This window comes from Bacteroides luhongzhouii (assembly GCF_009193295.2).
In the GTDB taxonomy this organism is placed as follows: Bacteria; Bacteroidota; Bacteroidia; order Bacteroidales; family Bacteroidaceae; genus Bacteroides; species Bacteroides luhongzhouii.
On record NZ_CP059973.1, the window covers coordinates 29,848 to 54,750 of the forward strand.

Below are 24,903 nucleotides of genomic sequence, written 5' to 3' on the forward strand. Positions count from 1 at the left end.
CAACAAGTAATCCGGCACGATGTTATTTTTAGTTGTTTTCCTTTCATACAATAGTTCCCCCGTTACCTAATCAGTTTTCGTTTGACAGTTGTCAAGCGATAGTTCAACAATTGTCATTCTATCGCTTGACAACTGTCAAACGAAAACCCGGCTACAAGTTCGAATCTTATTTATAAAAAAAAAGATCTTAAATTCAGCATTGCAGGAAATTATCTTCTACTAATCGATGGGAGAATTATCTATTTAGCGTATTCCTACCCCACTATAAATAATTTCCGTCAACAGCTTTTTTTTGATATATCTAATAATAGTCTTACTTTTACACCCACAAACCCAAACAGCATAGCTATGGCAGGTATCTATCTTCACATTCCTTTTTGCAAAACGCGCTGCATCTACTGCGACTTCTACTCAACCACTCGCAGCGAACTCAAAACCCGTTATGTACAGGCTCTCTGCCGGGAGTTGGCGATGCGTAAAGAATACCTGAAAGGAGAAGATATAGCAACTATTTATTTCGGTGGCGGAACCCCGTCTCAACTGGAAAAAGAAGATTTCGAACTGATATTTGATACTATCCGGGAGCACTACGGATTGAATCATTGCCAGGAAATCACTCTGGAAGCTAATCCGGATGATTTATCGCAGGAATATCTGGAAATGCTTTCCTCACTTCCTTTCAACCGTCTCAGCATGGGAATACAGACTTTTGATGACGCTACGCTCAAACTATTGAGACGACGCCATAATGCCCGTACAGCCATCGAAGCAATTGACAGATGCCGGAAAGCCGGTTTCCAGAACATCAGTATCGACCTAATTTACGGATTGCCCGGAGAAACAAAAGAACGATGGGAAAACGATCTCCGCCAGGCTATCAGTCTAAATGTAGAACATATCTCCGCCTATCACTTGATTTATGAGGAAGATACACCTATATATAATATGTTAAAACAACATCAGATATCCGAGGTAGATGAAGACTCCAGTTTAGAATTTTTCACATTACTGATAGAGCATTTGCAGAAAGCAGGATTTGAACACTATGAGATTTCCAATTTCTGCCGCCCCGGAAAATATTCCCGCCACAACACTTCCTATTGGAAAGGAATACCTTATCTGGGATGCGGGCCATCAGCACATTCTTTTGACGGAGCGACACGGGAATGGAATGTGTCTTCAATCGACACCTATATAAAAGGTATAGAAGAAGGCTGCCGTGCTTTCGAGACAGAGCATCTGGACCCAACCACCCGCTACAACGAATTTATTATCACTACCATACGCACAGTATGGGGAGCACCTATAGAGAAACTGAAACAGATGTTCGGCAATGAAATGTGGGAGTATTGTCAACAAATGGCTGCACCTTATCTGAAAAATGGTAAACTGGAGGAATACAACGGAGCTCTGCGCTTGACGCGTGAAGGTATTTTCATTTCCGACAGTATAATGAGTGATTTACTTTGGGTAGACTAACCAAACAAAAAGCCGATGACCGAATCAGAAGTAAGAAAGTTATTGCGGCAAATGAAAGAACTGGATTCGCAAACTGCTTTCCGAGACTTTTACAACATGACTTACGACCGTCTCTTTCGTATTGCCTATTACTATGTGAAACAGGAAGAATGGTCGCAGGAAATCGTTCTCGACGTATTCCTGAAACTATGGAAGCAACGCAGCAATTTGCTTGATGTGAGAAACATTGAAGATTATTGTTTTATTCTCGTCAAAAATGCTTCGCTCAATTATCTGGAAAAAGAATCAAGACATACGCTCATTCATCCCGATTCTCTGCCGGAGCCTCAAGAACAGAGTTATTCGCCGGAAGAATCGCTCATCAGTGAAGAGCTGTTTGCTCTTTACGTAAAAGCACTCGACCGGCTTCCGGAACGTTGCAGGGAAGTATTCATCCGCATCCGTGAAGAAAAACAGAGTTACGCACAAGTAGCAGAAGAATTAGGCATCAGCATGAATACAGTGGACGCACAACTTCAAAAAGCAATCACACGTTTAAAAGAGATGATTAGCCGGGCTGAAATAGATTAACATTCTTTTAGACAAAGAGCGTAGGGAGTTTCTGTCACCCTCCGGTCTTTATCAACAAATAAGTCAATCAATCACTAAAAAAGACAGAAAATGAAAAAGCTAAATGACGCAAACATGAGAATCTTTGTCCTTCTATCAGTTTGTCTGTGCCTGTTTTCATGCAACAATGACAACGACAATTTACCGAAGGATTATGCAGGATTCGAACACTCGAAGGAAACAGTAGAATGTGAAAGCAACAAATCCGAATGTGAGTTGAAAATTAAAATTGTTGCAACAGAAAAAACAAAAGAAGACCGGACGGTAGTACTTGCCACACCTCCTCCGGTAGTAGGACAAGCCGCAGTCGTACAGCTGACAGAAAAAAAAGTAATCATCAAAGCGGGTAAGAAGTCAGCAACAACTGTCATAAAAATCTATCCTAAACAGATGATATTGAAGAAGCAGAATGTCACTTTATCCTGTACTCCCCAGTGGAAAGAAGGTGGAGTCAGCAAGTTGACCATTCTGTTGAAACGAAAATAACAGATCAAGAACAATACAGAAAAAAGATGAAATACACCGATACGGAATTAGAAGAAATACTGAACAAGCTCGTCGCTTCCACACGTTCACCGCGAGGACGGTTTTCAGCAACAGCCAGCTACCCGGAACTAGAGAAAAGACTGAAGTCACATACCCGGTGTCTGACACTGATACATACTTTCTCGGCAGCGGCGGCAGTAGCTCTACTTTGTCTATCGGTATGGACAGCCTATTTATATATGCAACCAGTCACGATACAAACGGTTTCCACCTTGGCAGAGACACGCACAGTCTGTCTTCCTGATGGCAGCACCGTCACTCTCAATCATTATTCTTCGCTTTCTTATCCTGAAAAGTTCAAATCGGACAAGCGGGAAGTGGAGCTAAATGGAGAGGCTTATTTTGAAGTAAGCAAGGACAAGAAACATGCGTTTATCGTGCAGACTGAAACGATTGACGTTCAGGTGTTTGGAACTCACTTCAACGTAGATGCCTATCATAACAATCCGGATGTAAAGACAACGTTATTGACAGGTTCGGTAGCAGTCAGCAATAAAAGCAAATCAGTTCGTGTGATTTTGGAGCCAAACGAGATTGCTATATATAATAAGGTGGAAGAAAAACTCACCCGCAAAGTTCTAGCAAATGCAAAAGATGAAATTTCCTGGCGACAGGGAGAGTTTATATTCGATGATCTGCCTTTGCAGGAGATTGCCCGCGAACTATCCAACTCATTCGGAGCAACGATCCACATAGCCGACACGGCTTTGCAAAATTATCGGATCACAGCACGCTTCCGCAATGGAGAAGATCTGGCAACTATTTTATCTGTATTACATAATGCCGGTTATTTCGACTACTCACAAAACAATAAACAGATTATTATCACTGCTAAACCAGACTAAAAATGAAAACTATTCACCAAGGCCACCTGCCTGTCAGAACCCTTGTTCTGATAGGTATGGTGTTCTTTATCACCGCCCACGTACACGCACAAAACGCAAACGCCCGGCTTACATTGACACTACGAAACGCGACATTGAAGGAATTCACCAAAATAATTGAAAATTCAACCGGTTATTCCTTTATATACAGCGAAGAAATCAGTATCAAACATAAGATCAACCTGAAAGTTAAAGAAAAACCTCTGCACGAAATACTTGATATAGTATTCAAGGATGAAACGATCAGTTACCAGTTTTCCAATCGCTATATCCTGCTGCAAAAAAAGAAAAAAACTAAAAACGTAAGCCGCAAGTTTACTATCAGCGGATACGTCACTGACGGAACGTCTTCCGAGACGTTGATTGGAACAAATATCTTTGAGAGTCATCAAAATCAGGGAACGACTACCAATCCTTACGGTTTTTACAGCATCACCCTGCCCGAAGGAGAAACCGAACTGCGTTTCTCCTATCTGGGCTATGCCACAGAAGCGCATCATTTTACGCTCTCACAAGATACATTACTAAATATCCGCCTGCAGGGTAACACGCAATTGCAGGAAGTAGTCATCGTTTCCGACAAAACCGAGACAGGAACTATAGCCACCCAGATGGGATCTATCGAGATTCCAATGACGCAAATAAAAAATACTCCGAGCATACTGGGAGAGGCAGATGTAATGAAAGCCATCCAACTGATGCCCGGCGTACAGGCAGGAGTAGATGGATCTGCCGGACTGTATATACGTGGTGGAAGCCCGGATCAAAATCTAATCTTACTTGACGGGATTCCTGTATATAACGTAGACCATATGTTCGGATTCTTTTCGGTTTTTACTCCGGAAGCCGTCAAAAAAGTAACACTATTCAAAGGTTCTTTTCCGGCACGTTTCGGCGGACGGCTTTCTTCTGTCATCGATGTCCGTACCAATGACGGAGATATGCAGAAATACCATGGCACACTTAGTATCGGACTACTAACTAGCAAAATCAACCTGGAGGGTCCGATTGTGAAAGGAAAAACGTCTTTCAATATTTCCGCCAGACGTTCGTATGTCGACCTCATCGCTAAACCATTCATGCCGGATGACGAGGAATACAGTTATTATTTTTATGACATCAATGCCAAAATCAATCATAAATTCTCCGACCGGAGCCGTATCTATCTATCTGCCTACAATGGAAAGGATCATTTTGCTGCCAATTATGATGGAAATACAGATTTCAAAGACGGAAGCAAAATGAATTGGGGAAACACGATTCTTTCTGCCAGATGGAACTATGTATTCAACAACCGTTTATTCTGCAATACGACAATCTCCTACAGCAACTATTTATTCGACATCAACTCATATACCAACAATCAATATCTCGGCAGTAGCGGTACATCATTTACCAACCGGTATTCAGCCGATTACCGTTCGGGAATCAATGATTGGAATTACCAGATCGACTTCGATTATAATCCATCTCCCAAACACCACCTCAAATTTGGAACAGGATATATCTATCATCGTTTCCGCCCGGAAGTTATGACCTCTAAAATCTCCAATAAGACAGGAGATAAAATAGACCTGGACACAACCTACCACAGCATAGCCAACAACCGGATTTACGGACATGAGTTATCCGCTTACCTGGAAGACAACATCAAGATGAATGATCGTCTGCGCCTGAATATCGGACTGCATTTCTCATTGTTTCATGTGCAAAAACAAAGTTACTTTTCTTTGCAACCACGTGTTTCCGCACGCTATCAGTTGGGAAAAGATGTAACCCTGAAAACATCTTATACCCAAATGAGCCAATATGTGCATTTACTATCCTCCATGCCTATTGCCATGCCTACGGATTTATGGGTTCCGGTCACTAAAAAGATCAAGCCGATGCGCTCCCACCAATATTCATTGGGCGGATACTATACGGGAATCAAAGGATGGGAATTCTCGGTAGAAGGGTATTATAAGGATATGTATAATGTGCTGGAATATAAGGAAGGCGTCAGTTTCTTCGGTTCTTCCTCCGGTTGGGAAAACAAAGTGGAAATGGGCAAAGGACGTTCGGCCGGCATTGAGTTCATGGCACAGAAAACACTTGGAAGAACAACGGGATGGTTGTCATACACTTTATCCAAAAGTGATCGTCAGTTTGCCAAAGGTGGTATCAACAACGGTGAACGGTTCCCATATAAATATGACCGAAGACACAATATCAACCTGACAATCAACCATAAGTTCAGCGACCGTATCGACATCGGTGCTTCCTGGGTGTTCTATACAGGTGGAACAAGTACAATCCCTGAAGAGAAAACCGCTGTCATCCGTCCTAGTGACGGCACAAACAACGGATTTGGAGGAGGATATGGATATGGAGATTATTTTGATTCAAGCATAAATTCACCCACCATCGGAGAAGCTTCGTATGTGGAGCATCGTAATAATTACCGGTTACCAGCCAGTCACCGGTTGAATGTGGGAGTCAATTTCAACAAAAAGACCAAACATGGTATGCGTACCTGGAATATCAGTCTGTATAATGCATATAATGCGATGAATCCCACCTTTGTATATCGCAGTACCAGCAAAAACGATCCCTACAAACCGATTATCAAGAAGTATACTATACTTCCATTAATTCCATCATTCACTTACACTTATAAATTCTAAACCCATTATGAGAACTCGTATATGTTATCCATTTATCCTGTTAATAGCATTGCTGACAACAGTATCTTGCGAAAACGAACTCCCGTTTAGTGTAAAGGACAATCCCCCCAAACTAGTGATGAACGCACTAATCAACGCAGACAGTCTGACCAACGTTCTCTATCTCAATTTCACGGGAAGAGGATACGCCACTCATGTAGAAAATGCCACGGTGGAAGTACGTGTTAACGGACAGTTATCAGAAAGTTTACGTCCGCTCCCACCCCAAACGGAAGGAGATATGCAATGCCGTTTCCATATTTCCAGCAAATTTACTCCCGGAGATGTAGTTCGTATCGACGCCCTCACAGACGACGGACAATATCACGCATGGGCTGAAGTGACCGTACCACAGCGTCCACATGAAATAGCTGATATCGATACGGTCACCATTCCAATGACTAAGTATTATTATACGCAGAATTTTCTCCGATACAAAATCAATATCAAAGATCGATCCAACGAAGATAATTACTACCGGCTTATCATGGATAAGCAAATGACAGTGAAAGACTATAATGAAGAAACAGGGGAATTTGTCAGCCGGACAATACATCGCTATCATTTTATATCCCGCGAGGATATTGTGCTGACAGACGGACAGCCTACCAACAGCGATGACGAAGACAACGGCATGTTCGACACCGTAAAGAATATATATGGTGTATTCGACGACTCACGATTCAAAAACACATCTTACACAATGACGGTTTACAACCAGACAGATATTGACGGATTTCCTGAATACGGCACCAATGTAAAGATGGATATTATTGTACGTCTTTTAAGCATCACGGAAACAGAATACTACTATCTGAAAGCACTTAACCTGGTAGATTCCGACGCTTACGATGAAACAATAAATGAACCAATCAAATACCCCAGCAATGTACATGGAGGAATTGGGATGATTGGAATCAGTACGGAGACAAGTAAGATCATTCATATTGAAAAGCCACAACGATGAAAACAAATCATATATTATGGATAGCAGACTACGAGAAACCGTAGTTTTGAAGATTCACCGTCTGTCAATGCCGCTTGCGTGGATGATATGGTCGAATGTTTGTCAATGGGCACGAAAGAAATCGTGGAAGAGATTAGCCAAGATTTACATTTAATACTATCTTTGCAGCCAAAAAGCAGGCACTAACTATGTTTATCATTATTGGAATTATGCTGACAGGCATGCTTCTTGGCTACTTGTTACGCAGTAAAAGACTATCATGGATACACAAGATAATCACTCTCCTTATATGGATTCTTCTCTTTCTTCTCGGAATAGATGTAGGGGGTAATGAATCTATCATCAAAGGATTACACACTCTTGGGCTGGAAGCAGTTATCATCACGGTAGCTGCTGTCATAGGAAGTACTCTATGCGCATGGGGCTTGTGGTACCTATTATATAGTAAAGGAAAGGAGACAAATGCATGAAAGGTAGTTTGATTATTGTCTCTTTCTTCATTATCGGCACTCTCTGTGGAGTTTACCATCTCATCCCATACGATTTCACCAACAGTAAACTTAGTTACTATGCCCTCTGCGGACTCATGTTCTGCGTAGGTATCAGCATCGGTAACGATCCGAACACCCTGAAGAGTTTTCGGTCCCTAAATCCCCGGCTTGTATTCCTTCCTATCATGACGATACTCGGCACATTAGCAGGCTGCGCCATAGCGGGAGCTTTTATGAGCCAACGAAGTCCATTAGACTGCATGGCAGTTGGAGCTGGATTTGGTTATTACTCGCTCTCCAGCATATTTATCACCGAATACAAAGGTCCCGAATTGGGAACTATCGCATTACTTTCCAATATCATGCGTGAAATTATCGCTTTGCTATGCGCACCATTGCTAGTGAAATATTTCGGAAAGTTAGCCCCTATCTCCGTTGGTGGAGCTACAACGATGGATACAACTCTTCCTATCATTACCCGATATTCGGGAAAGGAATTTGTTATCATTTCCATCTTCCATGGCTTTGTTGTCGATTTCAGTGTTCCGTTCCTTGTCACATTCCTTTGTTCAATATCATTTTAATAGCAACAAATCCTGAAACAGAGAAATATTCTACTACCGTTTCCGTACACGTATTACAAAAATGTTTCATAAAAAGGCATTTTTATATCAAAAAGCAGATCACCTCTTGACTTACATCAAGAAATCAGCCTAAAAAGAATCTTTTCCTTTTCTTTATTTTTATGCTATAAAACATATTCTTATATTTGCATAGGTAAAAAGAAAAAACTAAGCGCTTAGACAGTATTTTCAATAGGTATTAGATTTGTTTTTAGGTATAGTTTTTAGGTATAACAATTAAAAAAGTAGGTATTATGAAACGTTTAGGATTAACATTAGTGGCAGCGCTCTGCCTTGCTGCTACAACATTTGCAGCCGGAAATCAGCCTACAACTGCAAAATGGGAAGGTAACATCAATGTAAGCAAACTAGGCAAATATTTAAAACTAAACTCCGATCAGAGTGAAGAAGTAGCCAATATTTGCGATTACTTCTCCGAACAGATGTCAAGAGCTACAACAGCGAAGAAAGATAAAGAAGCCAAATTGCGCAATGCTGTTTATGGTAACTTGAAACTGATGAGAAAGACTCTTAGTGCTGAACAGTATGCCAAGTATGCAGCTTTGATGAACATCACTTTACAGAATAAAGGTATTGAACTGAATAAGTAAAATGATTAATATGTAAGAGAGAGAGGGTGGAAGCCGGTTGGCTTCCACTTTTTTTATACCATTATTTAATAGTTACCATCGTAGCCCCAAACCCATATTCCTGGAAAGAAGCATCCTGATAACGGCAATTACTATATTTCCGTTTCAATTCATCAATGACAGCCTTTCGAAGTACCCCATCTCCCTTGCCGTGAATAAAGACTATTTTCTGTTCACGCTTATTCTTATAGTTTTCCATCACTTCGCGAAACTTATCCAATTGATAATTCAGAATTTCAGCATTGCCCATCCCTTGGGTATCATCCAGCAAAGAATCGATATGAAGATCTATTTCAACAATTCCGCTCTTTCCGCCATGAGTAATATGGTTTGGTTTCACAATAGGTTGTGACTTCGGTTTATCTACAGACTTCTTTTGCAACAAAGCCTCTTGAATCTCCTCCGCTGAAACATATACTTGTTTGGCAGGCATATCATCTTTCACTATGTCATAAATCAAAGCCGGTTCTTCAAAGAAATCAGAGTCGCTAAATGTATGAAGTTTATAGAACTTCACGGTATCAATCCGTATCTCCACACTAACAGCCGGTTTGATAGCCGCAGGCTTACCGTCCTTGAAAGCGATCAACTGAACAGCCACCCGCTCCATATCATTCAGTACATCTTTCGTGAACTCTTCCAACAACAATTTTGTATTGGGCTCCACCAAACCGTGTGAACGGTTCTTCCATGCTTTTCCTTCTGCACTCAAATAAGTGTAATACAAATAATAATTGCTATCATTTACCAGATAAGTTTCAAAAGGAGTAGTCATCATCGCTTTTGCGTCTTCGGGCACATAAGCTAGAAATACATTCAAAGTATCTCCTCCACGCACCTCCGGCTGACGTTGAATGACAGGCATTTCCGGTTTTACCGGTTTAACAGGTTCTTCCGGTTTCGGAGCAGACGAACCGGGTTTACGCCTCATATTATAGTCATCTGTTTCAATCACTACACACTCACGTATCGGCATTGGAATATCAAATCCATCCGCATCTTCTACCAACACAAAATCCTTTCCCTGGAATCCAGTTACGATTCCACCGCCTACCTCACTAAGAAAGCGTACTTTATCTCCTATTTTCATTATTGTATATCCAATTAAAATTCAAACTCAAAAAAACGAGTAACAAAGATAGAGATTTCTATGAAATTAAATGGAGATTCAGTTCTAAAAACAAACCGTCTGCCTTTATTCCTCTTTTTATTGTAACTTTGCATACGAAAGACCAAACATATAATCTAAAATTCACCATTAACGACGAAACCGATGAAAGAACTTATTAAAGTCATTGCTTTTGATGCAGACGATACCTTGTGGAGCAATGAACCTTTTTTCCAGGAAATAGAGAAACAATATACAGACCTGTTAATGCCTTATGGCACTTCTGAAGATATTTCAGCCGCTTTATTTCAAACAGAAATGAATAATCTGAAATATCTCGGCTATGGAGCCAAAGCTTTCACCATTTCTATGGTAGAGACAGCTTTGCATATGAGTGGACAAAAGATTTCAGGTAGAGACATTCAACATATTATTGAATTAGGCAAATCATTACTGAAAATGCCTATTGAACTATTGCCGGGAGTAAAAGAAACGCTTAAAGTATTGAAAGAGAAAGGTAAATACAAATTAGTAGTTGCCACAAAAGGAGATTTGCTCGATCAGGAGAATAAGCTGGAGCGTTCCGGATTAGCCTCTTATTTCGATCACATTGAAGTGATGTCCGATAAAACAGAGAAAGAATATCAACGAATGTTGAATATCTTACAGATTGCTCCTTCCGAATTTGTCATGATTGGAAATTCTCTGAAATCAGATATTCAACCTGTTCTATCGCTGGGAGGATATGGCATACATATTCCTTTTGAAGTGATGTGGAAACATGAAGTAGTAGACACATTCACACATGACCATCTGAAACAGGTGAAAAGATTTGATGAATTACTGCTTTTGTTTTAAATAAGTTCCGTTCTTTCTTCAGATAAGTTTCAAATCTGAAGAAAGAAATCAGTAAACAATGCCATCTTATTGGAATACAATTACAACAGTTTCATCAATTCTGCAGCCCGACACGCTTCTATCGAATTACCGACAGAGAGTTTTTCCAAAATATTCTGCCGGTGTCGATTGACTGTATTCACACTAATATAAAGGATAGCTGCAATTTCTTTACTAGATAGTCCTTTACGTATACAACGAAGTATTTCCTTTTCGCGTTCGGATAGGATATTGCGATGTTCTTCCAGAAGAAAGAGCGTTTCGACCTCTCCACGTTCCATATGGGTAATAGTAGGATATATCCCCTGTTCTGTTCGTTGATCTGCAGACAAAGTATAAAGACAAAAAATCAGCCATACACTTCCGGAAGGAGTATTTTCCATTATCTGCACTAAGTTATCAATATACTGATAGACTCCTTTCTCATTCATCATACGTATTCTGCATCTTCCCCGATACTTCAACCGTTCTTCGGAAGAGATCGAAAAGGTCTTCTGAAAAAACTTATACTCCAATAACCGCTTTTCTACCAAATCCTCAGGATGAATACGCCGATAAATACAATCTTCATCCATAGAATCAATCACACTCAAAGCTGCTTCTTCGGGAGTTAAACCTAGAAAATGCGCCCAAGGATGAACAGCAATATAACTTTTTCTATTCGAAAGATCTGAAATAACAGCGCATCCACCATTAATCTCCGTCAATGAATGAATAAAGCGCTGATGTTGCTCTACAACTCCATTATCCAATATTTCATCGGTTATCAGTTGTGTCGCATAAACTTCATCTATTTCCTTTTGTAATACATCCATCTTATAAAATGGTTATTATTCAGTATTGTTACACACGGAGGTATGACCTATCTTTGCGCCACAAAGATAAAGATAATCAAATAAGAAATGATCATGAAACATTTAAAAATCAAAATCATGTCAATAGCCTTTATGGCAGTAGCTACTTCTTCTATGGCACAAAGTCTGAATAAGATGAATTGGCTGAATGAGCCTCAACAGTGGGAAATAAAAGATGGCAAAACTTTAGTGATGGATGTTCCTGCAAAAACAGACTTTTGGCGTATTTCCCATTATGGATTCACAGTGGACGACGGACCTTTCTATTATGCGACTTATGGTGGAGAATTTGAAGCCAAAGTAAAAATTACCGGCAACTATGTGACCACCTTTGACCAAATGGGATTAATGCTGCGCATCGACCATGAGAACTGGATAAAAGCAGGTGTGGAATACGTTGATGGCAAACAGAATGTAAGTGCGGTAGTTACGCACCGTACTAGCGACTGGAGTGTAGTACAATTGCCGGATGCTCCCCGCTCTATATGGATAAAAGCAGTCCGTCGCCTGGATGCAGTAGAAATATTTTTTTCACGTGACGACAAAGAATATATCATGATACGTACTTGCTGGTTGCAGGATAATTGTCCTGTTATGGTAGGATTGATGGGAGCTTGTCCGGACGGCAAAGGTTTCACTGCTACATTCGAAGAGTTTAAAGTGACTCCATTAGCCGATCAAAGAAGACTGGAATGGGCCAAGAAACAAATGAATAAATAAAAACATATTATACTTTATGTGCTCTATTTCCTTATATAAGAAAACAGGGCACATACAAAAATTTCCTATATATTCGGATTTATACAACAATAAAGGATACACTTTCCATATTATCTCCAAAACCGTATATACTTATCTTTCTCACGGTCTAACGCAACTTCATCGACACAATCATCCAACCGGAACCATGAATGTTCTATAAATGAGTCTCTCTTTTTAACTGATTTATCCCAGTTTCCTATCACTTGCCCCTCATGAAGAACAATCGGATAAAACAGCCCATTATTGGTAAATGCTTTCGAGTAATGCTCTTTGGGCAAAACGTCTGTCCGGTCTTTATAACCAAGCAAATATTCATCATAAGAAGGAAGAAGATGCAAACTGCCGGTAACTTTTCCACGAGTCCGGCAATCCTCATGAATATACCATGTTTGTCCATTCCATTCTTCTGCCGTTAATTCCGAATCAATCAAATAAACAGCTTGACGTGCATCTGTAATAGGCAATCCCGACCACCAGACAAAATCTTGCAAAACAGCAGGAGCATGACTACGAAAATAGCTTCTAGCCAAACGAACCAAAGATTCATCTTTGGTCAATTCCGGCATCGGTGGAACACGCTCTTCCAAAAGTGCATACGTACATTTACTTCCTTTATCTTCTCCACTACATACAATCCCCACCTGCTCCGCACGAGCCATAAAGCGGGTCATACGGTGATTATCCGCTACAATCCCCGAACGATTAAAATGCTCGGCAATCTCCTGCCTTGTCAGACTTTTCTTCCCACAAAGAATTTTTTCCAACAGATTATTACTTTTCGTATAGAGTTCTTCAGAAATTTCCAAGTCATAACCTTTCGCATAAGACTCATTAGCAGATATTATACGCCCGGCGGAAAGTTTCAACATCCATCGGATATCTTCTGCCGCTACGAGATGCCATGTCGGACGCATCACATGAGTTCGCAGGATTTCACCATCGCGAAGCGCTTTTTCCACAATCTGAATCGTTGCCGACTTCAAACGCATCCCCACTGCCCATTTCACCATGGAATAATTCTGTGCCTGCATAGCCCCCATCCAGGACACAAGTTCCTTTGGTTGAGAGAAAAGAGGACTTAATAACTGTTGATTAAGTAAACGTATATTCGGTATTTTCATTTTAATTTATTGCTATTTTTATCAATGCAAAACAATAAGGCATACAAGGATTTTATTTTCATGAGCTTATTATTAGTACATTGCAAATATAAAATTTCTTTCCATACAAATCATTGTTAATGATAAAAAGAATAAATAAGAAGATACAGATATTGCCTCAACTCCCTATCCAAGAGTCCAAACCAGTTGGAAGTCTCCAAATAAATCTCTACTTTTGTACTCCATAACAAAGAATATACCAAGAAATGATACTCTATAAACTCATCCCTCCTTCAGTAGTAACAGCAATGATCCAGTTGCCGGCTTCCAAAAGTATCAGTAATCGTGCATTAATTATCAATGCGCTGGGTAAAGGTATTTATCCTCCAGAAAACCTGTCCGATTGTGACGATACAGAGGTGATGATAAAAGCTCTCACTGAAGGAAAAGAGACGATTGACATTATGGCTGCGGGCACTGCTATGCGTTTCCTTACCGCCTATTTAAGTGTGACTCCGGGAGAACGGACGATCACAGGAACAGCACGTATGCAGCAACGTCCGATACAGATATTAGTCAATGCGCTTCGTGAGTTAGGAGCTGAAATAGAGTATACCCACAATGAAGGATATCCTCCCCTCTGCATCAAAGGTGCAGAGTTGAAAGGAAATGAAATAACCTTGAAAGGAAATGTCAGTTCCCAATATATATCTGCTCTGCTGATGATAGGTCCGGCACTCAAAGACGGATTGACTTTACATTTAAGCGGAGAGATTATTTCCCGCCCTTATATCAATCTTACATTGCAATTGATGCAAGACTTTGGAGCCAAAGCCGCATGGACTTCTCCCAGTAGCATTTCCGTTGCCCCACAGCCCTATCAGAGTATTCCTTTCAAAATAGAAAGTGATTGGAGCGCAGCTTCCTATTGGTATCAGATTGCCGCCTTATCTCCCAAAGCAGAAATTGAATTATTGGGATTGTTCCGTAACAGTTATCAGGGTGATAGCCGGGGAGCGGAAGTTTTCTCACGGTTGGGTATAACCACCGAATTTACTCCACAAGGCGTGAAACTAAAAAAAACAGGAAAAGTACCGGAAAGACTGGAAGAAGACTTTGTTGACATTCCGGATTTAGCACAGACATTTGTCGTAACTTGCGCCTTGCTGAATATTCCTTTCCGCTTCACCGGATTACAAAGCCTGAAAATAAAAGAAACCGACCGCATTGCCGCCCTGCGAATTGAGCTTAAAAAATTGGGATATGTGATCGAGGAAGAAAATGACAGTATATTAATGTGGAACGGCGAACGATGTGAACCGGAAGAAACTCCGGTGATTGAAACCTACGAGGATCATCGGATGGCAATGGCATTTGCACCGGCAATTATCCGCCATCCCAATTTACTCATTGCCGACCCACAAGTCGTTACCAAATCATATCCCGGATACTGGGAAGATTTGAAACAGGCCGGATTTCAGGTTATAAACGAAGGCTAATTTCCATACGCTGTGGAAGATTTCAACAAATATACTTCCCACATCAACTACTCCCCTATTGTCGATTTTGTATTGCAACAGGGGAAGCAGACCTATTATAAGAAAGGAGACTACTTTTCCCGCCAGGGAGAAGTATGCAAAACAATGGGGTTCGTCAGTTCCGGTTCTTTCCGATACTGTTGCACCAACAGTGTAGGCGAGAGCAGTATTGTAGGCTATACTTTCGACCATTCTTTTGTTGGCAACTATCCGGCTTTTCAGTTACAGGATAAATCAAATGTAGATATACAAGCCTTATGTGACTGTTCGGTATACGTAATCAATTATCAGCAAATGGCAGACTTCTACGATACCAACGACGCTCACCAAAAGTTAGGACGCCGCATCGCAGAAACGTTATTGTGGGAAGTCTACGACCGGATGATTTCAATGTACAGCCTGACACCGGAAGAACGCTATCTTGAAATTATCAATCGTTGTCCCGACTTACTGAAACTGATAACTTTAAAAGAACTGGCTTCCTATCTTCTGATTCGTCCCGAAACATTAAGCCGTATCCGAAGAAAAGTCGTACAAAAGTAAATTCTTGATTTCAATCAAGAGTTTATTTATTCTCTACCCTTACTTTTGCGGGCAAACAAAGTATATTGTATTTCATGAAAAAAATTATAATTATAGGTGCAACCTCCGGCATCGGTCGTGGATTGGCGGAAGTCTATTCTCAAGAAGATTATCTTATCGGCATTACCGGTCGCAGGGAAAATCTATTAGAAGAGGTATGCGCCCGGAACAAAGACAAACTATTCTACCAAGTGTGCGACATCACTGATACACAAGCTACTATTTCATCCCTTGAAACTCTCACTCAAAAGATGGGTGGAATGGATATATTGATTATCTGCGCCGGGACCGGAGAACTAAATCCCGAACTATCCTACCAATTGGAAGAACCTACCTTACTAACGAACGTGATAGGATTCACCAACATCGCAGACTGGGGGTTCCGATATTTCGAACAGCAAAAAAGCGGGCATCTGGTTACCATTTCCTCCGTTGGAGGTACGCGCGGCAGTGGCATCGCTCCTGCCTACAACGCGTCGAAAGCCTATCAAATCAACTATATGGAAGGACTACGACAGAAAGCAACTAAATCTCCTTATTCTATTTACACTACCGATATTCGTCCCGGGTTTGTAGACACCGCCATGGCAAAAGGAGAAGGATTGTTCTGGGTTACTCCCGTTGAGAAAGCTGTGAAACAAATTAAAAAAGCTATCTCTAAAAAGAAAAAAGTAGCTTTCATTTCCAAAAGATGGAGATATGTAACTATCCTGTTTCGTCTGTTGCCATCTGCTATTTATTGCCGGATGTAAAGTTCTACCTGTTCGCCACCTCATATTATAGTAAGAAAAGAGACTTTCGTGAATTCTACAACCTGGCAAGAGAGATTATCTGCACAAATTCACTACCTTTGCAAAGGTACTCTATCAACAGACCCATAAAGAATTACAATTACTACACTAACCGATTGACAATATCGAACTTGAAACAAAGGTATATATGAATACTGATTTCGTAAACTTAACAACAGAAAATCTTTCTAATGAGCATTTATGCTGCCTTATCCGCAGCAAAAAGTCTCATCCTGGTATTGAAGCAAAGCGACAATGGCTTTCCGACCGGCTGAATGAAGGACATGTCTTTAGAAAGTTAAATGCAAAAGCTACAGTCTTCATTGAATATGCCCCTCTTGAAACAGCTTGGGTTCCCATCATCGGTAACAACTATTATTATCTGTATTGTTTATGGGTCTTAGGCAGCCCCCGAGGAAACGGATATGGGAAAGCATTAATAGAGTACTGTATAGCCGATGCCAAAGAAAAAGGCAGATCCGGTATTTGTATGCTCGGGGCAAAAAAACAGAAGAGCTGGCTTTCTGATCAATCATTTGCAAAGAAATTTGGTTTTGAAGTTGTTGACACTACCGATAACGGATATGAATTGCTTGCTCTTTCTTTTGACGGAACAACACCGAAATTTGCGCCAAATGCCAAGAATCTGAAAATAGAAAGTGAGGAACTGACGATTTATTACGATATGCAATGCCCCTATATCTATAAATACATTGAAATGATCAAACAATATTGTGAAACAAATGATGTCCCTGTTTCTTTTATTCAAGTAGATACGCTACAGAAAGCAAAAGAGTTACCTTGTGTTTTTAATAATTTTGCTGTATTTTATAAAGGAAGTTTTGAGACTGTGAATTTGCCAACTATCGACTATTTAAAAAGAATACTCAAAAAATAAGAAATACAATCCTGACTTTTCCCGTTAATTATCAGGATTGTATTTTATCTGCTTCATTAGAAAGACTTCTCATTTGCCATCTTCCACATATTGAGAAAAGAGGCTTTAGTGATTTCTACAACCTTATCCCAATTCAGCCGGTCGGCATGATCAGAAGGCTGGTGATAATCAGGGTGCCCGTCCGTATGATACCAGATGATCGGAATGCCTACTTTGGCAAACGAACCGTTATCACTTCCTCCTATCGGATTTTCCCAGGCGCGGTAATCCGGTTCCAATTGCAAACTGTATTTTCTGATATCCTCTTTCAACCAATCCCCAAAGACCGGATGGGCGGCTGTATAGAAATAAACGACCTGTTTGGGCTGTTGAGGTTTGTTGTTACGGCCAATCATGTCAAAGTTCAGATAGCCTTTGATTTGAGACAGGAAAGGACAAGTTTGCACAAAATACTTTGAGCCAAGCAGTCCTTTTTCTTCTCCATCCCAAAAAGCAAAGACTACATTTCTTTCGGGTTGCTGTCCACTGGCTAGAAAGGCTCTTGCAATTTGCAGCACTGCCGATACACCGGAAGCATTATCGTCAGCACCATTGTATATTTGGTCGCCATCGAGTGCTGGATCAATACCTAAATGGTCGAAATGAGCCCCCACAATCACATATTCTTTGGTATTTTTACCGGGAATCATTCCCAATACATTCCTCATGGAAAGCTTCTGATGAACTGCCTGTTTCAGTTTAGCTATGGAATCAGGATGTACTTCCAGACGTCCTTTTTTCTGACGTTCTTTACGGTAAGCATCAAAAGGCTGGAAATAGCTGTCAGCCAAAGGTGATACTCCCATCCATTGCAACAAAGAAACAATATATTCCGAAGTCACACGCGAACCATGAAAACCGGCCTCACGCCCTTGCAATTCATCGCCTGCCAGAAAGTTGATAGTAGCTTCGGCAGAGGAACGGTTAATCGTATTCAGCCCTCTCTCAATAGGAGATTGGGCAAAAGTAATGTTTCCAACCAACAGTAACGCTAATAGTAAATAATCTCTCTTCATTGTACTTCAAATATCTTAAGTCATCTTCATTGATTGGTGAGATTTAATTCACCCGCCAATGTTTATTTTGTAGGTAACATACAAAAGTACGAAAGAAATGGATAGCATACATGATAGAATGCAAATTTATAAGTAACTTTGCACAAATTTGATTTGTAACTGTTATATTGTCATGTGGATACTTATTATAAGTCTGGTGTTGCTGGGTGTCATTGCGCTGATAGCCGGAATTATCCGCAACAAAAGACTGCAAAAGAAAATAGAAAAGGGCGAACTGGACCGTATGCCGGAAGTGAAGGAAGTAGATGTAGAATGCTGCGGACAACACGAAGTATGCGAACGGGATAGCCTGCTGGCAGCTGTCAGCAAAAAGATAGAATATTATGATGATGAAGAACTGGACCAGTTCATTGGCAAGACAGGAGATGCGTATACAGAAGAAGAGACAGAAATGTTTCGGGATGTATTGTATACGACACTGGATGTAGAAGTGGCCGGATGGGTACGTAGCCTTCAGCTCCGTGGCATTGAATTGCCGGATGATCTCAAAGACGAAGTTTTTCTGATTATCGGAGAAAGAAGAAACGTAGAAGTAAAAAAGGCAGATGACAGGTGATGGATTTACTACAATATACATTCTTTCAACACGCCCTGCTGGGAAGTCTGCTGGCAAGCATTGCCTGTGGGATTATCGGTACCTATATCGTAACCCGCCGCCTGGTATTTATCAGTGGAGGAATCACTCATGCTTCTTTCGGAGGAATCGGATTAGGATTGTTTGCCGGAATTTCCCCGATACTATCGGCAGCCGTTTTCTCGGTATTATCAGCTTTTGGTGTCGAGTGGCTCAGCAGACGGAAAGATATGCGCGAAGACTCTGCCATTGCAGTATTCTGGACGTTAGGGATGGCACTTGGAATTATGTTCAGCTTCCTGTCGCCGGGATTTGCGCCCGACTTATCAGCTTACCTCTTCGGGAATATCCTGACCATCAATCAAATTGACTTATGGATGCTCGGCATATTGGCACTGATACTGACCGGATTCTTTTATCTGTTTATCCGCCCTATCGTATATATTGCCTTTGACCGTGAGTTTGCACGTTCGCAAAAGATTCCGGTAGAGATATTCGAATATGTGTTGATGATGTTCATTGCGCTGACAATTGTAGCCTGCCTGCGTATGGTAGGTATCGTACTGGCCATTTCTCTTCTCACCATTCCACAGATGACAGCCAACTTGTTCACTTATAGTTTCAAGAAGATTATCTGGTTATCAATCGGCATCGGTTTCTTGGGCTGCCTGGGTGGATTATTTATTTCTTATCACTGGAAAGTCCCTTCGGGAGCTTCCATCATATTCTTCTCTATCCTGATTTACGCCGTTTGTAAAATCGGAAAGAGTTGTTGCAGAAAAAAGTCATAATAATAGATAGTATATGGAAATCAAAATTCAATCACTGGAAAGTATCCATGAAGCAGCCCGTGAATTTATCGCTGCTATGGGCGATAACACTGTATTTGCTTTATACGGAAAGATGGGTGCCGGCAAAACTACATTTGTCAAAGCACTTTGCGAAGAATTGGGTGTAACGGATGTTATCACTTCTCCTACTTTTGCTATTGTCAACGAATACCGTTCGGACGAAACCGGAGAGTTAATCTATCACTTCGATTTTTACCGTATCAAGAAACTAAGCGAAGTGTATGACATGGGTTACGAAGACTATTTCTACAGTGGAGCCCTCTGCTTTATCGAATGGCCGGAACTGGTAGAAGAATTACTTCCGGGAGATGCCGTAAAAGTAACGATTGAAGAACAGGAAGACGGAAATAGAGTAATCAAACTATGACCGGACAATATATCGTACAAGGAATCTTTGCGCTGGCAGGAATCGTCTCCCTGCTGGCGTCATTGCTGAACTGGGACTGGTTCTTTACAACGCGCAACGCACAAACCATTGTCCGGAATGTAGGACGCAACCGGGCAAGGCTCTTCTATGGGATACTGGGAATTATCATCATTGGAATGGCTGTATTCTTCTTTGTGGAAACACGGAAAGCCGTAGGATTGTAGATTCGTCTTACGGAAAAATGAAGAATCAAACACTCTATTGATATTACAGTAATTGTCGTGACTTCATCTCCAGATACTTATTAATCACATCAATCGAAAGATTCTCCGGTGTAGTTAATAAAGAATAGATTCCGTGTTGTTTCAAAGTAGATACAATCAGCCGCTTCTCGTAAGCGAACTTTTCTGCAATCACCTGTCGGTAATACCCTTCCGTATCTTTTGCCGGTTGGGCGATATATTCCTTCAAATCGACATCTTCAAAAAAGACTACGAGCAAACGGTGCTGGCGGTTTAGTTGTTTCAGGTAAGATAATTGACGGTTCATTCCTCCTATACTCGAGAAGTTAGTATATAGTACCAGCAGGCTACGCTTACTGACATGTTTGTTCAAATGAACGCAAAGAGCCGAGAAGTCTGTCTCCCCGAAAGTGGTCTGCTGGCTATAAAGACTTTCCAGCAATGTCTGCATATATCCCGGTTGCTTGGAAGCAGGAACAAAAGTATCAAAGTGCTCATCAAAAGTCACTAATCCGGCTTTATCTTCTTTCCTCATGGCAACATACGAAAGCACCAGCGAAGCATTAATCGCATAATCCAACAAGGTCATTCCACAGAAGGCTTGCTGCATTACTCTACCTTTATCAATCACATTATAAATCTGCTGTGAGCGTTCGTCCTGATACACATTCACCATAAGTTCATGTCGACGGGCACTTGCTTTCCAGTTAATCGTACGATAATCATCACCTTTTACATACTCTTTAATCTGTTCAAACTCCGTATGATGGCCAACCCGGCGAATACGTTTTATTCCCAGTTCAGTCAGATTATCACTTATTGCCAGCAATTCATATTGATGGAGCATCAAATATGACGGGTATACTTTGATATCCAAAGGTTCTGCACAGGTATAACGCCGGGACACCAAGCCAATCTTTCCGGTCACAAAGACTCTGATATGACCAAAAGAATAAACTCCACGACAAGTCGGGCGAAGACGATAGGTCACTGTTTTTCCCTCATTCGCCTCAAGCTTCACATAAAAGTCGATATCACGTTTCTGAAAGATAAAAGGTACCTCATCTATGATCTCTAAAGATACAGGATGCGAATAACTACTCTCTACCCGAATACTTACTTCATTTTCATCGCCATTAGAGAAACGGTCGGCACACTGACGAGAAGCACGGATTCCACGGATACGATAAAGAAAGTATACGTCTGCCAGTACCACCAGAAGCAAGACAAAGAGTGTCCACTGCCCGATAACAAAGAACGGAGCAAAAACATATCCGCTACCCAATAACAGGATAACTATGACAAGGGCAATATAGAAACGACGAGTTAGAAACAAATGATTTATGATTTATGAATTATGGTTTCTTCGGTTTATGATTTCTTCGGACTTATCTTTTCATTTCGGGACTTCCACTTTATCAATCAAGCGTTGTGTCACTTTTACTGGTGAATAGCCTTCCATTTCAGCTTCCGCAGTCAGGATCAGACGGTGCTGGAGTACATAAGGAGCTACAAACTTGATATCTTCCGGTGTCACAAAATCACGTCCCTGCAAAAGAGCATACGCTTTTGACGATTGCAGCATAGCAACAGATGCACGCGGAGAAGCTCCCAAATATACGGCCTTACTGGTGCGGGTCTGCTGCACAATCAATGCGATATATTGAAGCAACGTGCGGTCTACAAATACCTGATTCATAAAAGCACGAAGCGACAACAGTTCTTCTTTGGTAATAGCGGGAACGATGTCTTCCAACTTCACCAATGCGGCATTGGTATGATGACGCTCCAGGATATTCACTTCCTCTTCTAATGAAGGATAATCCATCGTTATCTTCATCAGAAAACGGTCGAGCTGTGCTTCGGGAAGTTTGTATGTTCCTTCCTGCTCTACCGGATTCTGGGTAGCCAAAATCGTATAAAGATCCCCCATCCGGTGAGTCGTTCCATCAATACTGATCTGGCGCTCTTCCATTACCTCAAACAAGGCAGCCTGCGTCTTGGCAGGAGCACGGTTGATTTCATCGACCAATACAATATCCGCAAAAATCGGTCCCTGATGAAAATCAAAACCATTGGTTTTCATATTAAACACAGTCGTACCTAATACGTCACTCGGCATTAAGTCCGGAGTGAACTGGATACGACTGAAGTCTGCATCAATCAGCCGAGCTGTCAAACGGGCCAACAGTGTCTTCGCAACTCCCGGAACACCTTCTATCAATACGTGTCCATTCGCCAAAATTGCCGTCAGTACCAAATCGACTGTCTGCTCCTGCCCTACTATGACGGAAGCAATCCGGTCTTTCAACTCTTGTATCTTCCCGGAAAAGAGAGTTAAATCTACTCGTTGTTCTGTATTCTCTTCCATAAATTTCTTCTTTAGATATGATTGATTATTTCATTCATTTTATCGATATACCCCTTCATCTGCTCCGCGTCAATAACACGTCCTCCGTAAATTACGGGTCTGACTTCGCGGATAAAATCCGCAATCTCTCCGGCATCCATTCCGGTTTTCCGGGCAATCCGGTGGAAAGAGCGTTCATCGTCTGCCACTTCTTCAATATCCACTTGAATCTCTCTCCGCAGTTCTTCGGCTAAATAGGAAAACTTCTTGCGAACTAAATCCGCATGGTCTTTCTTCTGAAAGTAAAGTGTACCTATCAGTTCGGTAAATTCAAGAGATTTATTGACCGGCTCGTGAATAACAGGGATCACCCGTTGCCGCCTCTTCGCTGTGAATATCATGAAGAGTATAATCGTAATCATCGTCAGATACAAAGCCCAACGAAGCGGCTGGTGTGCCAGCAAATAACGGAAAGGTGATTGCTGCACCTGTGCCGTTTCTTTCATATACCCTTCCGTGCGAACGATGGGAAGCTTCCCCATCTGCGACAACAAACGGAAAATATAGGTTGCATTTTTGCCGTCCAACATTCCGTAATTAGTAAAAATCAAAGGAGTGGAAACTAAAATAACTTCTCCTTTCCCCCACCGACGGGACATCGCTACAGGCATATAAACAAGACTATCCATTGCCAACGAGTCCGCCTCGGTTTCATACCGGAACTCATTCGACTCAAGAACTCTTTGTGCCAGCACCCTTTCAGGAAGCGAATCTCCCCAAAAATAAGAGGCACACAACTGGGGATAAAAATAGAAAGTCTGACGGGGGTAAACCGCCGAATCTCCCATCCAATACAAGCTATCTTTTTTCAAAAATGAAGTCGCATATTTCTTCAAAGCCATCGGACTGAAGTAAGAATAGTAAGACCTGAACTTCAAGGTATCTTCCAAATATCTGCCGAACAAGGTACTTACCAACATGATCTTATCTCCGCGTTCCGCCATTTTCAACAGAGCGTTTACATCGACGTCCGACAATCGCAAATTATCAGAGATAACCAATATACCTCTGCGTTGCGTCGTATCTTCCTGCTCCAGTTGATAAAGACTTTTCCTCGAAAAAGTGTACCCCTGTGGCAAAGAAGAAGACAACACGCTATCGAACACTGCACATCCGAAAGGTTGCTCGTCATTATGTCCGAATGTGGGCTTCCACACAAAATTCTTCGGCAAATGATATTCTATCGCAAACATGATGAACAGAAAAGCGACAATAAAGACAATGAACCAGCGACTTCCTTTCATGAGACGCCTCCTTTCTCTATTTCTTCCTGTAAGGTCTGCATTGCCCGGAAGAGTTCTTCCGTCGCCTCAAAGTTGCCATAACGTACCCTCAGGAAATGATTGGTCAGTTGCCTGAAAGCCGGTAGCCGGACTTCATTGATATACTGGGTAGGCGTTTTATAAAGTTGCCAGTCAATACGTTCTGCATCACTAAGTTGTTTCAAAGTTTGCAGATAAAGCAGACGTACTGCTTCCCGGTAATCCTGACGGGAAAGCGCTTCCGCTATCCCTCCCGGAAAATCTACACCGTAAATGGTATCTTCTTCAACTGTATAAGGCAACGCATTTTTATGCGAGGTCATAAACAACTCCGGGCGTTTCCGGTAGACGAACCAAACAATCAGCAACAAAAGAAGAATGGCAATACATACCAGGATAAGCCCTGAATACTCTTCAGCAAAACGACTGCCGAATATTTTGCGCAACAACTCCCCAAACTGTCGGCTGATCCACTCAAAGACATTCATCTCCGGAGTAATCAGTTCACGGTTATAGTTGTATGCCGGATCAGACCGCCAGAGGGCAATCTGCGCCGTGTCACAGACTAGTGTATCAGCCGGGGAAGTGAGATTCATCT

General features: G+C 41.4%; 27 protein-coding genes. 19 read left to right on the plus strand and 8 right to left on the minus strand.

The genetic code is table 11. From position 1 onward, the window contains the following. Positions 1 to 348: 348 nt before the first annotated feature. The 9 genes from hemW (at position 349) to GD631_RS00170 (ending at position 8,915) form a co-directional block, all read left to right on the plus strand. A complete protein-coding gene (gene hemW / locus GD631_RS00130) occupies positions 349 to 1,479 on the plus strand; it encodes a radical SAM family heme chaperone HemW (protein ID WP_143257749.1) in 1,131 nt (376 codons plus the stop codon). A gap of 15 nt (positions 1,480 to 1,494) precedes the next feature. After that, entirely contained in the window at positions 1,495 to 2,049 is a 555-nt protein-coding gene (locus GD631_RS00135; protein ID WP_044918835.1) for an RNA polymerase sigma-70 factor, read from the plus strand. Positions 2,050 to 2,139: 90 nt separating this feature from the next. Beyond that, entirely contained in the window at positions 2,140 to 2,574 is a 435-nt protein-coding gene (locus tag GD631_RS00140) for a hypothetical protein (RefSeq protein WP_143257748.1), read from the plus strand. Positions 2,575 to 2,600: 26 nt separating this feature from the next. After that, positions 2,601 to 3,479, plus strand: coding sequence for a FecR family protein (locus tag GD631_RS00145; RefSeq protein ID WP_143257747.1), 879 nt, complete (start codon positions 2,601 to 2,603; stop codon positions 3,477 to 3,479). Positions 3,480 to 3,481: 2 nt separating this feature from the next. Next, a complete protein-coding gene (locus tag GD631_RS00150; RefSeq protein ID WP_143257746.1) occupies positions 3,482 to 6,184 on the plus strand; it encodes a TonB-dependent receptor in 2,703 nt (900 codons plus the stop codon). Positions 6,185 to 6,191: 7 nt separating this feature from the next. Further along, entirely contained in the window at positions 6,192 to 7,190 is a 999-nt protein-coding gene (locus GD631_RS00155) for a DUF4249 domain-containing protein (RefSeq protein ID WP_004307958.1), read from the plus strand. Positions 7,191 to 7,378: 188 nt separating this feature from the next. Beyond that, a complete protein-coding gene (locus GD631_RS00160; RefSeq protein WP_143257745.1) occupies positions 7,379 to 7,660 on the plus strand; it encodes a LysO family transporter in 282 nt (93 codons plus the stop codon). Next, entirely contained in the window at positions 7,657 to 8,265 is a 609-nt protein-coding gene (locus GD631_RS00165; protein WP_143257744.1) for a LysO family transporter, read from the plus strand. Before GD631_RS00160 ends, GD631_RS00165 begins: the two co-directional genes overlap by 4 nt. A gap of 293 nt (positions 8,266 to 8,558) precedes the next feature. Further along, positions 8,559 to 8,915 carry a hypothetical protein gene (locus tag GD631_RS00170; RefSeq protein ID WP_143257743.1) on the plus strand — a complete coding sequence of 119 codons (357 nt, stop codon included), beginning with the start codon at positions 8,559 to 8,561 and terminating at the stop codon, positions 8,913 to 8,915. A gap of 61 nt (positions 8,916 to 8,976) precedes the next feature. Here GD631_RS00170 and GD631_RS00175 read toward each other — a convergent pair whose 3' ends face one another. After that, positions 8,977 to 10,044: a DUF2027 domain-containing protein gene (locus tag GD631_RS00175; protein WP_143257742.1), complete on the minus strand. Its 1,068-nt coding sequence runs from the start codon at positions 10,042 to 10,044 to the stop codon at positions 8,977 to 8,979. A gap of 183 nt (positions 10,045 to 10,227) precedes the next feature. Here GD631_RS00175 and GD631_RS00180 point away from each other — a divergent pair, with 183 nt between their 5' ends. Next, entirely contained in the window at positions 10,228 to 10,920 is a 693-nt protein-coding gene (locus GD631_RS00180) for an HAD family hydrolase (protein ID WP_143257740.1), read from the plus strand. Positions 10,921 to 11,000: 80 nt separating this feature from the next. On the opposite strand, the gene GD631_RS00185 is transcribed toward GD631_RS00180, so the two are convergent. Beyond that, positions 11,001 to 11,774: a response regulator transcription factor gene (locus GD631_RS00185; RefSeq protein ID WP_143257739.1), complete on the minus strand. Its 774-nt coding sequence runs from the start codon at positions 11,772 to 11,774 to the stop codon at positions 11,001 to 11,003. 87 nt (positions 11,775 to 11,861) lie between these two features. On the opposite strand from GD631_RS00185, the gene GD631_RS00190 reads away from it, so the two are divergent. Further along, positions 11,862 to 12,533: a DUF1349 domain-containing protein gene (locus tag GD631_RS00190; protein WP_229067731.1), complete on the plus strand. Its 672-nt coding sequence runs from the start codon at positions 11,862 to 11,864 to the stop codon at positions 12,531 to 12,533. A gap of 110 nt (positions 12,534 to 12,643) precedes the next feature. Here the strand turns inward: GD631_RS00190 and GD631_RS00195 are convergent, their stop codons facing one another. Continuing rightward, positions 12,644 to 13,696 (minus strand): winged helix DNA-binding domain-containing protein, encoded by a 1,053-nt coding sequence (locus GD631_RS00195; RefSeq protein ID WP_143257738.1) that lies wholly within the window; start codon positions 13,694 to 13,696, stop codon positions 12,644 to 12,646. A gap of 245 nt (positions 13,697 to 13,941) precedes the next feature. Between GD631_RS00195 and GD631_RS00200 the strand changes: the two genes are divergently transcribed. From GD631_RS00200 to GD631_RS00215, 4 genes are all read left to right on the plus strand, one after another. Then, on the plus strand, positions 13,942 to 15,174 hold the full coding sequence (locus GD631_RS00200; protein ID WP_143257737.1) for a 3-phosphoshikimate 1-carboxyvinyltransferase: 1,233 nt from the start codon (positions 13,942 to 13,944) through the stop codon (positions 15,172 to 15,174). A 12-nt stretch (positions 15,175 to 15,186) separates the two neighbouring features. Continuing rightward, complete coding sequence (locus tag GD631_RS00205; RefSeq protein WP_004299287.1) at positions 15,187 to 15,756, plus strand: Crp/Fnr family transcriptional regulator; 570 nt, start codon at positions 15,187 to 15,189, stop codon at positions 15,754 to 15,756. 74 nt (positions 15,757 to 15,830) lie between these two features. Then, positions 15,831 to 16,547 carry an SDR family NAD(P)-dependent oxidoreductase gene (locus GD631_RS00210; protein WP_143257736.1) on the plus strand — a complete coding sequence of 239 codons (717 nt, stop codon included), beginning with the start codon at positions 15,831 to 15,833 and terminating at the stop codon, positions 16,545 to 16,547. Positions 16,548 to 16,734: 187 nt separating this feature from the next. After that, positions 16,735 to 17,484, plus strand: a complete 750-nt coding sequence (locus GD631_RS00215) for a GNAT family N-acetyltransferase (protein WP_143257735.1) — start codon at positions 16,735 to 16,737, stop codon at positions 17,482 to 17,484. A gap of 56 nt (positions 17,485 to 17,540) precedes the next feature. Here GD631_RS00215 and GD631_RS00220 read toward each other — a convergent pair whose 3' ends face one another. Beyond that, positions 17,541 to 18,539 (minus strand): M28 family metallopeptidase, encoded by a 999-nt coding sequence (locus GD631_RS00220; RefSeq protein WP_143257734.1) that lies wholly within the window; start codon positions 18,537 to 18,539, stop codon positions 17,541 to 17,543. Between the two features lie 172 nt (positions 18,540 to 18,711). Between GD631_RS00220 and GD631_RS00225 the strand changes: the two genes are divergently transcribed. The 4 genes from GD631_RS00225 to GD631_RS00240 are packed head-to-tail and all read left to right on the plus strand — an operon-like array spanning position 18,712 to position 20,615. Beyond that, positions 18,712 to 19,155 carry a phospholipase gene (locus GD631_RS00225; RefSeq protein WP_143257733.1) on the plus strand — a complete coding sequence of 148 codons (444 nt, stop codon included), beginning with the start codon at positions 18,712 to 18,714 and terminating at the stop codon, positions 19,153 to 19,155. Then, positions 19,155 to 19,964, plus strand: coding sequence for a metal ABC transporter permease (locus GD631_RS00230; protein WP_004307944.1), 810 nt, complete (start codon positions 19,155 to 19,157; stop codon positions 19,962 to 19,964). The genes GD631_RS00225 and GD631_RS00230 overlap by 1 nt, the downstream gene beginning before the upstream one ends. 13 nt (positions 19,965 to 19,977) lie before the next feature. After that, positions 19,978 to 20,391 carry a tRNA (adenosine(37)-N6)-threonylcarbamoyltransferase complex ATPase subunit type 1 TsaE gene (gene tsaE / locus GD631_RS00235; RefSeq protein ID WP_143257732.1) on the plus strand — a complete coding sequence of 138 codons (414 nt, stop codon included), beginning with the start codon at positions 19,978 to 19,980 and terminating at the stop codon, positions 20,389 to 20,391. After that, positions 20,388 to 20,615: an immunity 17 family protein gene (locus tag GD631_RS00240; RefSeq protein WP_143257731.1), complete on the plus strand. Its 228-nt coding sequence runs from the start codon at positions 20,388 to 20,390 to the stop codon at positions 20,613 to 20,615. The genes tsaE and GD631_RS00240 overlap by 4 nt, the downstream gene beginning before the upstream one ends. Positions 20,616 to 20,658: 43 nt before the next feature. On the opposite strand, the gene GD631_RS00245 is transcribed toward GD631_RS00240, so the two are convergent. Genes GD631_RS00245 through GD631_RS00260 form a run of 4 tightly spaced genes read right to left on the minus strand, consistent with a single transcriptional unit; the run spans position 20,659 to position 24,901 of the window. Further along, positions 20,659 to 21,969, minus strand: coding sequence for a DUF58 domain-containing protein (locus GD631_RS00245; protein WP_143257730.1), 1,311 nt, complete (start codon positions 21,967 to 21,969; stop codon positions 20,659 to 20,661). 60 nt (positions 21,970 to 22,029) lie between these two features. Then, entirely contained in the window at positions 22,030 to 23,004 is a 975-nt protein-coding gene (locus GD631_RS00250; protein ID WP_143257729.1) for an AAA family ATPase, read from the minus strand. A gap of 11 nt (positions 23,005 to 23,015) precedes the next feature. Beyond that, positions 23,016 to 24,287 carry a DUF4350 domain-containing protein gene (locus tag GD631_RS00255; RefSeq protein WP_143257728.1) on the minus strand — a complete coding sequence of 424 codons (1,272 nt, stop codon included), beginning with the start codon at positions 24,285 to 24,287 and terminating at the stop codon, positions 23,016 to 23,018. Beyond that, the gene (locus GD631_RS00260) at positions 24,284 to 24,901 is read right to left on the minus strand and encodes a DUF4129 domain-containing protein (RefSeq protein ID WP_143257727.1); all 618 of its coding nucleotides are present in this window, start codon (positions 24,899 to 24,901) and stop codon (positions 24,284 to 24,286) included. Before GD631_RS00260 ends, GD631_RS00255 begins: the two co-directional genes overlap by 4 nt. Positions 24,902 to 24,903 lie beyond the last annotated feature (2 nt).

Coding starts and splice junctions, on each gene's coding strand:
- hemW (WP_143257749.1), top strand. CDS start 349: ATGGCAGGTATCTATCTTCACATTCCTTTTTGCAAAACGCGCTGCATC.
- GD631_RS00135 (WP_044918835.1), top strand. CDS start 1,495: ATGACCGAATCAGAAGTAAGAAAGTTATTGCGGCAAATGAAAGAACTG.
- GD631_RS00140 (WP_143257748.1), top strand. CDS start 2,140: ATGAAAAAGCTAAATGACGCAAACATGAGAATCTTTGTCCTTCTATCA.
- GD631_RS00145 (WP_143257747.1), top strand. CDS start 2,601: ATGAAATACACCGATACGGAATTAGAAGAAATACTGAACAAGCTCGTC.
- GD631_RS00150 (WP_143257746.1), top strand. CDS start 3,482: ATGAAAACTATTCACCAAGGCCACCTGCCTGTCAGAACCCTTGTTCTG.
- GD631_RS00155 (WP_004307958.1), top strand. CDS start 6,192: ATGAGAACTCGTATATGTTATCCATTTATCCTGTTAATAGCATTGCTG.
- GD631_RS00160 (WP_143257745.1), top strand. CDS start 7,379: ATGTTTATCATTATTGGAATTATGCTGACAGGCATGCTTCTTGGCTAC.
- GD631_RS00165 (WP_143257744.1), top strand. CDS start 7,657: ATGAAAGGTAGTTTGATTATTGTCTCTTTCTTCATTATCGGCACTCTC.
- GD631_RS00170 (WP_143257743.1), top strand. CDS start 8,559: ATGAAACGTTTAGGATTAACATTAGTGGCAGCGCTCTGCCTTGCTGCT.
- GD631_RS00175 (WP_143257742.1), bottom strand. CDS start 10,044: ATGAAAATAGGAGATAAAGTACGCTTTCTTAGTGAGGTAGGCGGTGGA.
- GD631_RS00180 (WP_143257740.1), top strand. CDS start 10,228: ATGAAAGAACTTATTAAAGTCATTGCTTTTGATGCAGACGATACCTTG.
- GD631_RS00185 (WP_143257739.1), bottom strand. CDS start 11,774: ATGGATGTATTACAAAAGGAAATAGATGAAGTTTATGCGACACAACTG.
- GD631_RS00190 (WP_229067731.1), top strand. CDS start 11,862: ATGATCATGAAACATTTAAAAATCAAAATCATGTCAATAGCCTTTATG.
- GD631_RS00195 (WP_143257738.1), bottom strand. CDS start 13,696: ATGAAAATACCGAATATACGTTTACTTAATCAACAGTTATTAAGTCCT.
- GD631_RS00200 (WP_143257737.1), top strand. CDS start 13,942: ATGATACTCTATAAACTCATCCCTCCTTCAGTAGTAACAGCAATGATC.
- GD631_RS00210 (WP_143257736.1), top strand. CDS start 15,831: ATGAAAAAAATTATAATTATAGGTGCAACCTCCGGCATCGGTCGTGGA.
- GD631_RS00215 (WP_143257735.1), top strand. CDS start 16,735: ATGAATACTGATTTCGTAAACTTAACAACAGAAAATCTTTCTAATGAG.
- GD631_RS00220 (WP_143257734.1), bottom strand. CDS start 18,539: ATGAAGAGAGATTATTTACTATTAGCGTTACTGTTGGTTGGAAACATT.
- GD631_RS00225 (WP_143257733.1), top strand. CDS start 18,712: ATGTGGATACTTATTATAAGTCTGGTGTTGCTGGGTGTCATTGCGCTG.
- GD631_RS00230 (WP_004307944.1), top strand. CDS start 19,155: ATGGATTTACTACAATATACATTCTTTCAACACGCCCTGCTGGGAAGT.
- tsaE (WP_143257732.1), top strand. CDS start 19,978: ATGGAAATCAAAATTCAATCACTGGAAAGTATCCATGAAGCAGCCCGT.
- GD631_RS00240 (WP_143257731.1), top strand. CDS start 20,388: ATGACCGGACAATATATCGTACAAGGAATCTTTGCGCTGGCAGGAATC.
- GD631_RS00250 (WP_143257729.1), bottom strand. CDS start 23,004: ATGGAAGAGAATACAGAACAACGAGTAGATTTAACTCTCTTTTCCGGG.
- GD631_RS00255 (WP_143257728.1), bottom strand. CDS start 24,287: ATGAAAGGAAGTCGCTGGTTCATTGTCTTTATTGTCGCTTTTCTGTTC.
- GD631_RS00260 (WP_143257727.1), bottom strand. CDS start 24,901: ATGAATCTCACTTCCCCGGCTGATACACTAGTCTGTGACACGGCGCAG.